The organism is Streptomyces sp. UNOC14_S4, from assembly GCF_020740835.1.
GTDB lineage: Bacteria > Actinomycetota > Actinomycetes > Streptomycetales > Streptomycetaceae > Streptomyces.
The window spans coordinates 1-12,095 of record NZ_JAINFC010000030.1; the positions used below are offsets into that span (position 1 = coordinate 1).

General features: G+C 72.5%; 12 protein-coding genes. 3 read left to right on the forward strand and 9 right to left on the reverse strand.

The window, feature by feature from the left end; genetic code table 11:
- Positions 1-186: 186 nt before the first annotated feature.
- The 3 genes from K6I34_RS04870 to K6I34_RS04880 all read right to left on the reverse strand — a co-directional run bounded on the left by K6I34_RS04870 (position 187) and on the right by K6I34_RS04880 (position 3,827).
- Positions 187-1,230: a terpene cyclase gene (locus K6I34_RS04870; RefSeq protein ID WP_229322818.1), complete on the reverse strand. Its 1,044-nt coding sequence runs from the start codon at positions 1,228-1,230 to the stop codon at positions 187-189.
- Positions 1,227-2,657, reverse strand: a complete 1,431-nt coding sequence (locus K6I34_RS04875) for a cytochrome P450 (RefSeq protein WP_229322819.1) — start codon at positions 2,655-2,657, stop codon at positions 1,227-1,229. The genes K6I34_RS04870 and K6I34_RS04875 overlap by 4 nt, the downstream gene beginning before the upstream one ends.
- A gap of 282 nt (positions 2,658-2,939) precedes the next feature.
- Positions 2,940-3,827, reverse strand: a complete 888-nt coding sequence (locus K6I34_RS04880) for an SGNH/GDSL hydrolase family protein (protein WP_229322820.1) — start codon at positions 3,825-3,827, stop codon at positions 2,940-2,942.
- A 323-nt stretch (positions 3,828-4,150) separates the two neighbouring features.
- Between K6I34_RS04880 and K6I34_RS04885 the strand changes: the two genes are divergently transcribed.
- Positions 4,151-4,645: a DUF3145 domain-containing protein gene (locus K6I34_RS04885; RefSeq protein WP_121798075.1), complete on the forward strand. Its 495-nt coding sequence runs from the start codon at positions 4,151-4,153 to the stop codon at positions 4,643-4,645.
- 160 nt (positions 4,646-4,805) lie between these two features.
- On the opposite strand, the gene fabF is transcribed toward K6I34_RS04885, so the two are convergent.
- From fabF to K6I34_RS04910, 5 genes are all read right to left on the reverse strand, one after another.
- The gene (gene fabF, locus K6I34_RS04890; RefSeq protein ID WP_229322821.1) at positions 4,806-6,068 is read right to left on the reverse strand and encodes a beta-ketoacyl-ACP synthase II; all 1,263 of its coding nucleotides are present in this window, start codon (positions 6,066-6,068) and stop codon (positions 4,806-4,808) included.
- A gap of 67 nt (positions 6,069-6,135) precedes the next feature.
- Positions 6,136-6,384 carry an acyl carrier protein gene (locus tag K6I34_RS04895; protein WP_229322822.1) on the reverse strand — a complete coding sequence of 83 codons (249 nt, stop codon included), beginning with the start codon at positions 6,382-6,384 and terminating at the stop codon, positions 6,136-6,138.
- A 90-nt stretch (positions 6,385-6,474) separates the two neighbouring features.
- A complete protein-coding gene (locus K6I34_RS04900) occupies positions 6,475-7,527 on the reverse strand; it encodes a ketoacyl-ACP synthase III (protein WP_229322823.1) in 1,053 nt (350 codons plus the stop codon).
- The gene (locus tag K6I34_RS04905) at positions 7,524-8,474 is read right to left on the reverse strand and encodes an ACP S-malonyltransferase (protein ID WP_229322824.1); all 951 of its coding nucleotides are present in this window, start codon (positions 8,472-8,474) and stop codon (positions 7,524-7,526) included. The genes K6I34_RS04900 and K6I34_RS04905 overlap by 4 nt, the downstream gene beginning before the upstream one ends.
- Before the next feature lie 89 nt (positions 8,475-8,563).
- Positions 8,564-9,748 carry a CdaR family transcriptional regulator gene (locus K6I34_RS04910; RefSeq protein ID WP_121798070.1) on the reverse strand — a complete coding sequence of 395 codons (1,185 nt, stop codon included), beginning with the start codon at positions 9,746-9,748 and terminating at the stop codon, positions 8,564-8,566.
- 57 nt (positions 9,749-9,805) lie between these two features.
- Between K6I34_RS04910 and K6I34_RS04915 the strand changes: the two genes are divergently transcribed.
- Positions 9,806-10,492 carry a pirin family protein gene (locus K6I34_RS04915; protein ID WP_229322825.1) on the forward strand — a complete coding sequence of 229 codons (687 nt, stop codon included), beginning with the start codon at positions 9,806-9,808 and terminating at the stop codon, positions 10,490-10,492.
- Between the two features lie 213 nt (positions 10,493-10,705).
- Here the strand turns inward: K6I34_RS04915 and K6I34_RS04920 are convergent, their stop codons facing one another.
- Complete coding sequence (locus K6I34_RS04920; protein ID WP_229322826.1) at positions 10,706-11,521, reverse strand: serine hydrolase; 816 nt, start codon at positions 11,519-11,521, stop codon at positions 10,706-10,708.
- 130 nt (positions 11,522-11,651) lie between these two features.
- Between K6I34_RS04920 and K6I34_RS04925 the strand changes: the two genes are divergently transcribed.
- The gene (locus K6I34_RS04925) at positions 11,652-12,089 is read left to right on the forward strand and encodes a MerR family transcriptional regulator (RefSeq protein WP_229322827.1); all 438 of its coding nucleotides are present in this window, start codon (positions 11,652-11,654) and stop codon (positions 12,087-12,089) included.
- Positions 12,090-12,095: the final 6 nt, after the last annotated feature.

The window sequence follows — 12,095 nt, forward strand, 5'->3', positions numbered from 1 at the left end:
GGATGGGCCCGCAGCAGCGTCCGCTCGTGGGCGAGGAACGCCGCCGTCTCCGCGGAGATCGCCCGGCACACGTGGGCCAGCGCCGCGTCCCGGCCGAGCCCGCGGGGTGCGCCCACCGGGCTGCCACTTGCGCTCCGCGCGCGGCCGCAGGTCCGGTGGGGGCTGGTCGCGCAGTTCCCCGCGCCCCTACGGGGCGCGGCCCTTACGGGCCGCGGCCCCCGGCATGAGGGACGGTTCCAGGTACTCGTCCGGGGCTGCGCGGTCCGCGCGCGTCGCGGGGTGGTAGCGCGCCGTGCGCGCCGACCAGTCGAGGTTGCCGCGCATCCAGGAGCGCATCCCCGCGAGGTACGGAGCCAGCACCGCCGCGTGCGCGGGATGGGCCCGCAGCAGCGTCCGCTCGTGGGCGAGGAACGCCGCCGTCTCCGCGGAGATCGCCCGGCACACGTGGGCCAGCGCCGCGTCCCGGCCGAGCCCGCGGTGGTGGCCCACGACGTGCACCAGGTTGTGCGTCTCGCCCAGCGAGCGCTCCTTCTCCAGCGAGAACACGTCGTTGGTCCAGCACACGACGTTGCACGCCGCGTCCAGCGCCGCCGTGAACTCGGGGCCGCCGTGCACCGCCTCGGGGACGTCGACGCGCTCCACGACGTCGATGAGGTCCATGCAGACGTAGATCGCCCCGGTGTGCCTGCGGTTGACGACGTACGTCTCCTCGTCGGGGACGACGCCCGCGGCCCGGTTCCCCGCCTCCCAGGTGGACGTCGTGGCCAGGTACGCGCCGAGGTGGCGCGCGAAGCGGCGGCGCCAGTGCGGCGTGGTGCCCGCGGCTGTGCGGGCCCACAGGTCGGCGAGCGAGCGCAGCGCGGGCGGCGCGTCCGGACCGGCCCCGCCGCCCGGGGCCTTGAGGAGCGCGCGCATGTCCTCCACCGCCTTCCGGGCCGACGCGGGGGTCCGGCCGACGGCGCCGTCGTCCAGCTGGTCGTCGACGAGGAACAGCCACGCGATCCAGTCCGCCGTCAGCTCCAGGCGCGGCCCGTCCGCCGTGGGGTACACCACCGCCGCGAGCCGGCCGAAGTCCGCCCGCTCGAACCGCTTCCCGGCGACTTCCCGCGTCACCAGGCCCGTGCGCCGCGTCCACGCGGACAGGTGCCGCCGTGCCCGCCCGGCCCGCGGATTGACCCGGTGCGGGAAGGGACAGAAGATCTCCCCGGGCCCCGCGCCCGCGCCCGTCACCGGCGGCGCTCCAGGCGCAGCCGCACCCCGCCCTTCGGGCGCAGCGTGATCCGGGCCTCCGGCTCGACGGCGGGCGCGCCCTCGGGCAGCACCAGGCGGTGGCCACGGGCGACGGAGGCCAGCACGAGCGCCAGCTCCGTCAGCGCGAAGTGCTTGCCGATGCACACGCGCGGGCCGCTGCCGAACGGCACATAGGCGTGCCGGGGGCGCTTCGCGACCTCCTCCGGGGCGAAGCGATCGGGGTCGAAACGCTCCGGGTCGTCCCAGAAGTCCGGGTGCCGGTGCAGCAGATAGCTGTTGATGACCATGTTGGACCCGGCCGGGACGCGGAACCCGGCGAGCTCGTCCTCCTCCCGCGCCCGGCGCATGGTCTGGAACGCGGGCGAGTGGATGCGCAGCGACTCGTCGATGACCCTCCGGGTGTGGACCAGCCGCTCCAGGTCCTCGAAGACGGGGAGTCGGCCGCCCAGCACCGCGTCCACCTCGGCGTGCAGCTTCTCCTCGGCCTCGGGGTGCCGTGCCAGGAGGGCGAAGGTCCAGGAGAGGCCGCAGGTGGTGGTCTCGAAGGCGCCCACGCACAGGTTGAGCACCTCGTGGTGGAGCTGCTCCAGGCCCATGCCCGTGCCGCTCTCCTCGTCCACGGAGTGCAGCAGCAGGGAGAGCAGGTCGGCCCCGTCGTCGTCCGCCTCCCCGCTCAGCCGCTTGCGGACGAACAGGGAGACGAACGCGTCCATGTCGTCGATGGCCCGGCGCAGCCGCCGGTGGGACGGCGTCGGCACCGACAGCGGCGGGAAGGGGAAGCGGAGGAAGTCCCCGAGGACGCCGTTCGCCACCCCGAAGGCCCGCTCGAAGGCCAGGGCGGCGTCGCCCACCGCCGCGCTGAACAGCGAGCGGTTCACGATGCGCAGGGCCAGCTGGCCGAACTCCTCGGTGAGTTCGAGGACCCCGTCCGCGTCCGCCCGGGCCTTCTCTTCCCAGCGGCGCAGCGCCTGTTCGGTCTCGTCGGTCATGTTGTGGACGAAGGAGGCGACCGCGCGCGGCGTGAAGTGGGGCGCCATCATGTGGCGCTGCCGCCGCCACCGGTCCATGTCCGCGACGGGTATGAGGCCGTCGCGCAGCATCGGCCGGACCGCCTTGAAGATGAAGGCGTCCTTGTCGTAGTTGGCGCTGTGGTCGACGAGGATGCGCTGGACGTGGTCCGGGTGGTTCACCAGCACCATGGGGATGCCCAGGGCCCTGAACCGGAAGATGTCGCCGTGCCGCGCGATGCCGCCCGCCAGGAAGGCCAGCGGGTCGCGTTTGAAGGCCAGGGTGCCGCCGATCCGGTCGCGCGCCGTGACCGCGGGGAGCTCGCGGAGCCGGTGCCGGGAGCCGGTGCCGCCCGTCGTGCCGTCCGTCGTTCCGTGCGAAGTCGAAGTCTCGGACATGCCAACCTCATATGCCGGTGATGGACCGTGCGGAGGTGGTGCGGAGGTGGAGCGACTGTCTGTCGTTCTGATGCCCAGGCGCCGGAAGTTGACCCACGGGAGGGTGAACTTGCTTATGAGAAAGGTGTGTTCATCCGATACCGTGCTGAGCGGAAGGTGCGGACGGTGCCGTTCCACTGGCTTTGGCCATGGCTCGGTCCGCACTGACCGGCCGGTGCCGGGGCGCCGGACATCCGGAGCGAGGGTACGGATGGCCCGGCGTCACGGTCCCGCGCGCGTCGCTCAGGCCGGGGGCCGCGGCGCCGTGATCGTACGGTAGGCGAGGTCGGCCAGCTGCCGCTGTCCGGTCTTGCTGGGGTGGAACCAGTCCCACTTGCTCAGCTCCTCGCCCGTGAAGCCGTACGAGGACACCGCGCCGTCGAAGCGGCAGAGGCGGTCCCGGGAGCAGACGTCCTTCAGGACGGCGTTGTACTCGCCGACCCGTTTCTCCACCGCGGCCCGCCGCTGCTCCGCCGTCGCGTCCTCGGCCTCGGAGTCCCGCAGCATCGAGGGGCAGACGCCCAGCTTCCACACCGTCTTCGCGAAGCCGTTCGTCCGGCCCTGCGACCACAGCCGCTTCAGGTCCGGGATGCCCGCCACGTACAGCTGGGACTTCGGCAGGGCGGAGCGCAGCTCCCGCACCGACGTCTCGAAGTCCGTGCGGAAGGCGTCCACCGACGTCATCTCGTCCACCTCGGGGCGGCACGCGTCGTTGGCGCCGAGGAGAACCGTCACGAGCTGCGGCCTGTCCGTCACGGCCTGCCGCATCTGGCCGGGCAGGTCGGCCATCCGGGCCCCCGTCCTCGCGTGGTTCCAGCTGCTCGTCCCCGGTGAGGCCAGCAGCCTGCGGGCGAGGCTGTCGACCTGGGTGCCGGTGGCCCAGGAGGCCCCGGGGCAGTCGGAGAGGACGGAGCAGGCGTTGAAGCCACGGGTGATGGAGTCGCCGAGGGAGGCGATGGAAGCGGGTCTGGTGTTCCACTCGGGGGTGGGGGAGGCGCTCGGCTTCCGCTCCGGTTCGGCCTTGGCGCCGCCCTTCGCGCCGTCACAGCCAGTGACGAGGAGGGCCGCCGTCACCAGGGCCGCGGCGGCCCGTACGGCCGTGCGCGCCCTCCGTCCCGCGCTGTCACGCATCGCTCTTCCCTCTCCGGCCGGGTGATATCGGTTCGGGTCCGACGGTACGTCACCGGAGGGGTGCCGCCGCACGGTAGCTTTGCCCCGGGGGCGGCCGGGCAGGCTCCCGGCGGCGTTCGCGCTTCGGCACCACCGAAAAAGCAACACGTCATATCCTGTCCATTTTCAGGAGAATTGCTCCCGATGGTGTTTACTGTTGGTAACCTCGCGAGCTGGTGCGGGAGTGGCCATTGGGGCAGAATGTCTGCTGCTGTCCCAGGCGGGACCGGTCCGGGTGCGAGGCCGCTGGGGAAGGCGAACCTCGAACCGCACTGGAGGTCCCGGTGACGACACGTGGAGTTCTCTACGTGCACTCCGCGCCGCGCGCGCTGTGCCCGCACGTCGAATGGGCCGTCGCGGGCGTGCTCGGTGTGCGCGTCACGCTCGACTGGATCAGACAACCGGCCGCCCCCGGCACCTGGCGCGCCGAGTTCTCCTGGCAGGGCCGGGTCGGCACCGCCTCCAAACTCGCCTCCGCGCTGCGCGGCTGGCACCTCCTGCGCTTCGAGGTGACCGCGGAGCCCTGCGCCACCGCCGAGGGCGAGCGCTACAGCTCGACCCCCGAGCTCGGCATCTTCCACGCCGTCACCGGCATCCACGGCGACATCCTCATCCCCGAGGACCGGCTGCGGGCCGCGCTCGCCCGTGCCGGGCGCGGCGAGACCAACCTGGCCGCCGAGGTCGCCAAGCTGCTCGGCAAGCCCTGGGACGACGAACTGGAGCCCTTCCGCTACGCGGGCGAGGGCGCCCCGGTCCGCTGGCTGCACCAGGTGGTCTGAGAGCACACGAAAACGGCCCCGTTTGAAAAACGGGGCCGTTTTCGCATTGCAGGGCAGGGCGCGCCCCGGCAGGGGCGCGGGGAACTGCGCGACCAGCCACAAACGGCCCGCAGTCGCCGACCGGCCTCAGCCGCTACGGCGACTGGGCGCCAAAGCCGGCTCAGACAGAGCGAAACGCAAGCACGACGTTGTGCCCACCGAACCCGAACGAGTTGTTGATCGCCGCGATCGGCCCCTCCGGCAGGGCGCGCGGCTCGTCGCGGACGATGTCCGCGTCGATGTCGTCGTCCAGGTCGTCGACGTTGATCGTCGGCGGGGCCGTGCGGTGGTGGAGGGCGAGCACGGTGGCGACCGTCTCGATGCCGCCGGCGCCGCCCAGCAGGTGGCCCGTCATCGACTTGGTCGCGGAGACCGCGACGTGGTCGAGGTCGTCGCCGAGGACCTTGCGCAGGGCCTTGATCTCGGCGGCGTCGCCCTGCGGGGTGGAGGTGGCGTGCGCGTTGAGGTGCACGACCTCCGAAGGCTTCAGGTCGCTGGAGTCCAGCAGGTTCTGCAGCGCGGCGGCGATGCCGCGGCCCGTCGGCTCCGGCTGCGCGATGTGGTGGCTGTCCGCGGACAGGCCCTGGCCCAGCACCTCGCAGTAGACGCGGGCACCGCGCTTGGCGGCGTGCTCCGCGGACTCCAGGATCACGACACCGGCGCCCTCGCCGAGCACGAAGCCGTCACGGCCCTTGTCGTACGGGCGGGAGGCCTTGGTGGGCTCGTCGTTGTTCTTGGACATCGCCATCATGTTGGCGAAGGCCACGATGGGCAGCGGGTGGATGGCCGCCTCGGTGCCACCGGCGACGACGACGTCGGCGCGGCCGGTACGGATCATCTCGACGGCGTAGCCGATGGCCTCGGCGCCGGACGCGCAGGCGCTGACCGGGGTGTGCACGCCCGCCTGGGCGTTCACCTCCAGGCCGACGTTGGCGGACGGGCCGTTCGGCATCAGCATCGGCACGGTGTGCGGGGAGACGCGGCGTACGCCCTTCTCCTTGAGCACGTCGTACTGGTCGAGCAGGGTGGTCACGCCGCCGATGCCGGAGGCGATGACGGTGCCCAGGCGCTCGGGGGCGACGGCGGGGTCCTCCCCGGCCTTGGCGGTGAAGCCCGCGTCGGCCCACGCCTCACGGGCCGCGATCAGCGCGAACTGCGCGGAACGGTCCGTCTTGCGGGTCAGCGGACGGGGCAGGACGTCCTCGGGGTCCACGGCGGCACGGGCCGCGATGCGGACGGGGAGGTCGGCGAAGCGCTCGCCGTCGAGCTGCCGGACGCCGGAGCGCCCCGCGAGCATGGCCTCCCAGGTCGATGCGCTGTCGCCACCCAGCGGTGTGGTTGCGCCGATACCGGTGACGACCACGGTGCGATTGGTCGGGTTCATCGGGATTCTGTCTCCACGTGTAGAGGTGCTGGTTCCGCCACCGCCGGGGTGGCGACGAACGCTCAGGTCAGGCCTGGTGCTTCAGGATGTAGCCGGCGGCGTCGCCGACCGTCTTCAGGTTCTTGACGTCCTCGTCGGGGATCTTGACGTCGAAGCGCTCCTCGGCGGCCACGACGACCTCGACCATGGACAGCGAGTCGACGTCCAGGTCGTCGGTGAAGGACTTGTCCAGCTTGACGTCCTCAACGGGGATACCGGCGATCTCGTTGACGATCTCGGCGAGACCCTCGACGATCTGCTCCTGGGTGTGAGCCATTGCGGCGCTCCTTTTGTTCTGTGCGATGTAACTACGTGGGTAAAGAACTGCTGGGCAGGGCCGGTGCGGCGGGTGCCGCGCCGATCTCGCCTAGGGGAGGGTAACGACCGTCGCGGCGTAGACGAGACCCGCCCCGAAACCGATGACGAGCGCGGTGTCCCCGCTCTTCGCCGCTCCCGTCGCCAGGAGGCGCTCCATGGCCAGCGGGATGGAGGCCGCGGAGGTGTTCCCCGTGGTCTCCACGTCGCGGGCCACCGTGACGCTCTCCGGCAGCTTGAGAGTCTTCACCATCGAGTCGATGATCCGCATATTGGCCTGGTGCGGGATGAAGACGTCCAGGTCCTCGGGGCTGACACCCGCGTCGTCCAGCGCCTGCTGGGCGACCTTGGCCATCTCGAAGACGGCCCAGCGGAAGACCGCCTGGCCCTCCTGGGTGATCGCCGGGAAACGGATCTCGTCCAGGGGCGTACGGGCCTCGGGGAGCTCGATGTCCCCGCCGGGCCGGTCCGACCTGCGGTAGACGTCCCACCCGCGGGTCTGCTTGATCGTCTGGGCCTTGTCGCCCTCCGAACCCCAGACCGTCGGGCCCATGGCGGGCTCCTGCGACGGGCCGACGACCACGGCGCCCGCGCCGTCGCCGAACAGGAAGGCCGTCGCGCGGTCCTCCAGGTCCGTCAGGTCCGACAGCCGCTCCACGCCGATGACCACGACATACTCCGCCGTGCCCTCGACGACCAGGCCCTTGGCCAGGGTCAGGCCGTAGCCGAAGCCGGCGCAGCCCGCGGAGATGTCGAAGGCGGCGGGCTTGCCCGCGCCGATGCGGTGCGCGATCTCGGTGGCGATCGCCGGGGTCTGGTGGAAGTGCGAGACGGTGGCGACGATCACGGCGCCGACCTGCTCGGGGCTGATCCCGGCGGCGGCGATGGCCTTGCCCGCGGCCTCGACCGACATCGCCGAGACCGTCTCCTCCGGGCTCGCCCAGTGCCGCGTGGCGATGCCGGACCGGGAGCGGATCCACTCGTCGGACGAGTCGATGTGCTTGAGGATCTCCTCGTTGGGCACCACCCGCGTGGGGCGGTAGCCGCCCACGCCGAGGATGCGCGCGTACGGGCTGCCCTTGCTGGGCCTGATCTTCGCGGTCATGCGCGCGGGGCTCCTTCGGTGGCGTACTCGGCGATCAGCTCACGGGCCGCGTCGAGGTCGGCCGGGGTCTTGAGCGCGAGCGTCCGGACACCGGGCAGGGCGCGCTTGGCGATGCCCACCAGGGTGCCGCCGGGCGCGAGCTCGATGATCGCGGTGACGCCGAGCTCCTGGAAGGTCTCCATGCAGCGGTCCCAGCGGACCGGGTTGGCCACCTGGCCGACCAGCCGCGCGACGACGTCCTTGCCGCTGTCGACGACGGCGCCGTCCTTGTTGGAGACGTAACGGGTGTGCGGGTCCGCGGGGGCCAGCTCCTCGACGGCGGTCCCCAGCACGGTGACGGCCGGGGCCATGTGCTCGGTGTGGAAGGCGCCCGCGACCTTCAGCGGGACGACCCGGCGGGTGCCCTCCGGCTTGTCCTCGGCGAGCGCCGCGAGCTGCTCGGCGGTGCCCGCGGCGACGATCTGGCCCGCGCCGTTGACGTTCGCGGGGGTCAGCCCCAGCTTCTCCAGGTGCGGCAGGACGACCTCGGCGTCGCCGCCCAGCAGCGCGGCCATGCCGGTCTCGGTCACGGCCGCCGCCTCCGCCATCGCGAGGCCGCGCTTGCGCACCAGCTCCATCGCGTCCTGCTCGGAGAGCACGCCGGAGAGCGCGGCGGCGGCGAGCTCGCCCACGCTGTGACCGGCGGTGGCACCCACGAGCCGGGCGAAGTCCTCCCCCGTGGGGAACAGCTGCCGGGCCGACACGAGCGCGGCGGCCACCAGCAGCGGCTGGGCCACGGCGGTGTCGCGGATCTCGTCCGCGTCGGCGTCCGTGCCGTAGTGGACCAGGTCCAGGTCGATGGCTGCCGACCACTCACGGAGTCGGTCTTCGACACCGGGGAGGTCGAGCCAGGGGGTCAGGAAGCCGGGCGTCTGAGCGCCCTGGCCGGGGGCGACGAGTACGAGCACCCTCACACTCTCTCTCGTGGACGGTGATGGCGACCCGTGGGGACAGGGACCAAGAACCGTCAGGGGAATTGTTGATGTCCAACAAAAGCCTAGAGCGGGGACTCCGCGTCTGCCAGGCGCCCCAGAATCAGCGCCACCCGCAGCGTGAAAGCCGAGCGGACATCGGACGGTGACCACCCGGTGACGTCCGTCACACGTCGGAGGCGGTATCTCACGGTGTTCGGGTGGACGAACAGCATCCGTGCCGCGCCTTCCAGGCTACTCGCCTGCTCCAGATAGACACTCAGCGTCTCCAGCAGTGCCGAGCCCGCTTCCTCCAGCGGTCTGTAGATCTCCTCCACCAGCTGGTCACGCGCGGTGGCATCACCGGCCATCGCGCGCTCCGGGAGGAGATCGTCCGCCAGCACGGGCCGGGGGGCGTCCGGCCAGGCCGCGCACGCTTTCAGCCCGGCCGCCGCGGACTGCGCGGAGCGCGTCGCCGACAGCAGGTCCGCCACCACGGGACCGGCCACCACCGGGCCCGCCGCGAACGGCCCGATCAGGGCCTTCGCCGCCTGGAGCGGATTGTCCGAGCCGCCCGCGATCACCACCAGGCGGTCCCCGAGCACCCCCGTGAGCACCTGGAGCTTCGCGTGCCGGGCCGCACGCCGGATGGCCTCCACCGTCAGCTCGCTGTCCCCGTTGGGGGCCGTCCCCAGCACCACCGAGACGTTCGCGGGCGCGTTCCAGCCCAGCGCGGCGGCCCGCGACAGGGCGCCCTCGTCGGCCTCGCCCGACAGCACCGCGTTCACCACGAGCGACTCCAGCCGGGCGTCCCACGCGCCGCGGGCCTCCGCGGCCTGCGCGTACACCTGGGCGGTGGCGAAGGCGATCTCCCGGGCGTACACGAGCAGCGCCTCGCGCAGCACCGACTCGTCGCCCGGCGCGGCCACGTCGTCGATCGCCGACTCCATGACCTCGATGGTCGTACGGACCATCTCCACCGTCTGGCGCAGGGTGATCGCCCGGGTCAGCTCGCGCGGCGCCGTGCCGAACACGTCCGTGCTGATGGCCTGCGGGGTCTCCGGATGCCGGAACCACTCCGTGAAGGCCGCGATGCCCGCCTGTGCGACCAGGCCGATCCACGAGCGGTTCTCCGGGGGCATCGCCCGGTACCACGGCAGCTGGGCGTCCATCCGGGCGATGGCGGCGGCCGCCAGCGTGCCGGAGGACTTCTCCAGGCGCCGCAGGGTGGCGCTGTGGGGATGCGGGGTGTGAGCGGAGGGTTCAGGCACGGGGACAAGCCTGCCTTATCCGGGTGTCGAGCGGGGCCGCCGGGCTACGGTAGCCCGATGACGCACGTGCGACGCGCCGTACAACGCGCAGGCGAACGCTTCCGGGGCGGCGACCCCGAGGCCGGGATCCGGACCTGGCACGCGTTCTCCTTCTCCGGCTTCTACGACCCCGACAACGTCCGCTTCGGCCCGCTCGCCGCCTGCAACGAGGAGAACCTCGCGCCCGGCGCGGGCTTCGCGGAGCACCCGCACCGCGACGTCGAGATCGTCACCTGGGTGATCGAGGGCGAGCTCACCCACGAGGACTCCGCCGGGCACCGCACGGTCGTCCGCGCCGGGGACCTCCAGCGGCTCAGCGCGGGCGAGGGCGTACGCCACGCGGAACGCAACCTGGGGCACGCGCCCCTGCGCTTCGTCCAGATGTGGCTCACCCCGTCCGAATGGGGCGGCGAACCGTCGTACGAGGTCGTGCGCGACGTCCCCCCGGGCCACCGCTACCCGCTGGCGCGGGCGGAGGCGGTCCTGCACGTCTTCCGCTCGGGGCGGCCGGGGGAGCGGGTGTCCGTGCCGGACGCGCCGTGGATCTACGTCCACGTCGCGCGCGGCGCGGTCCGGATCGGCGAGGACGAGTTGCGGGAGGGCGACGCGGTGCGGCTTTTCGAGGCGAGCGGGGTGACCGTGGAGGTGGTGGCTTCTGCGGAGTGGCTTGTGTGGGAGATGCACGCGGAACCCCGGTGGGGCTGACCGGTGCGCCCATTGGGCTGCCGCTCGATGCCGGTGCGCGTCTGCGGGCCGTGTGTGGTCGGCCGCGCAGTTCCCCGCGCCCCTGATGGGGTGCCCCTGCGTCCTACCTTTCCGGTTGTGGGCAGGCGTTCCGCAGGGCGGAACGGGTGGGCACAACCGGACCACCGGCCGCACCCACCACGGGGTCCGGGGGCGGAGCCCCCGGCAACGGGGTCAGGCCGACAGTTCGGCCAGGATCGCGTCCGTCAGCGGCGGCCACGCCGCGACGGCCCACGGGCCGAACGCGCGGTCGGCCAGGGCGACGCACGCCGCGCCCGCCTCCGGGTCCACCCACAGGAACGTCCCGGACTGCCCGAAGTGGCCGAACGTGCGCGGCGAGGACGCGGCACCCGTCCAGTGCGGCGACTTCCCGTCGCGGATCTCGAAGCCGAGGCCCCAGTCGTTGGGGCGCTGGTGCCCGTAGCCCGGGAGGACACCGGTCAGGCCGGGGAAGGCCACCGACGTCGCCTCGTCCAGCGTCTGCCGCGACAGCAGCCGCGGGGCCTGCAGCTCCGCCGCGAAGCGGGCCAGATCGTCGACGGTGGACACGCCGTCCTTGGCCGGTGACCCCGGCAGGTCGGTCGCGGTCATGCCGAGCGGCTCCAGCACCGCCTGCCGCAGGTACTCCGCGAAGGGGATGTCCGTCGCCTTGGTGATGTGGTCGCCGAGCGCCTCGAAGCCCGCGTTCGAGTACAGCCGCCGCGTCCCCGGCTCCGCCATCGCGCGGTGTTCGTCGAAGGCCAGCCCCGAGGTGTGGGCCAGCAGGTGACGGACCGTGGAGCCCGCGGGCCCCGCCGGCTCGTCCAGCTCGATCGCGCCCTCCTCGACGGCCAGCAGCGCGGCGTACGCGGTGAGCGGTTTGGTCACGGAGGCCAGCGGGAAACGATGCGCGGTCGGCCCGTGGGCCCCCGCGATACTGCCGTCGGCCCGTACGGCTGCCGCAGCAGCGGTTCCCACCGGCCAGTTCTCGATCATCCGCAGGCTCTCCATGGGACTGAGCCTAACGGGTCAGGATTTCCCCAAGATCCGGCTTGCTTGGAGTGCACTCCAGCTCTCTAGCGTTGACGACATCGCGAGGGCTTTTCGACAGCGAACGGCCCGCGACGCGAGGGGGAACCGTATGTCCGTCCTGGAGCACGCGCCCGCACCGGTCTGCGCGCCGCTGCCGCGGCGCCCGGAGGGCGAGCGCTACACGATCAGCGAGGTCGCGGAGTACACCGGCCTCTCGGCGCACACCCTGCGCTGGTACGAGCGGATCGGGCTGATGCCCCACGTGGACCGCTCGCACACGGGACAGCGCCGCTACACCGGCCGGGACCTGGACTGGCTGGACCTGGTCGGCCGGCTCCGGCTGACCGGCATGCCGGTCGCCGACATGGTGCGCTACGCCCAGATGGTGCGCGAGGGGGAGCACACCTTCGCCGCGCGGGAAAAGCTCCTGAGCGCGCACCGGGACGACGTACGCCGTCGCATCGAGGAGCTGCGGAGCACGCTCGACGTGCTCGACCACAAGATCGGTATCTACGCAGACGCCCGCCGGGCGTCCGAAAGGGTCTGACACCGC

Coding starts and splice junctions, on each gene's coding strand:
- K6I34_RS04875 (WP_229322819.1), bottom strand. CDS start 2,657: ATGTCCGAGACTTCGACTTCGCACGGAACGACGGACGGCACGACGGGC.
- K6I34_RS04880 (WP_229322820.1), bottom strand. CDS start 3,827: ATGCGTGACAGCGCGGGACGGAGGGCGCGCACGGCCGTACGGGCCGCC.
- fabF (WP_229322821.1), bottom strand. CDS start 6,068: ATGAACCCGACCAATCGCACCGTGGTCGTCACCGGTATCGGCGCAACC.
- K6I34_RS04895 (WP_229322822.1), bottom strand. CDS start 6,384: ATGGCTCACACCCAGGAGCAGATCGTCGAGGGTCTCGCCGAGATCGTC.
- K6I34_RS04900 (WP_229322823.1), bottom strand. CDS start 7,527: ATGACCGCGAAGATCAGGCCCAGCAAGGGCAGCCCGTACGCGCGCATC.
- K6I34_RS04915 (WP_229322825.1), top strand. CDS start 9,806: ATGACGCACGTGCGACGCGCCGTACAACGCGCAGGCGAACGCTTCCGG.
- K6I34_RS04920 (WP_229322826.1), bottom strand. CDS start 11,521: ATGGAGAGCCTGCGGATGATCGAGAACTGGCCGGTGGGAACCGCTGCT.
- K6I34_RS04925 (WP_229322827.1), top strand. CDS start 11,652: ATGTCCGTCCTGGAGCACGCGCCCGCACCGGTCTGCGCGCCGCTGCCG.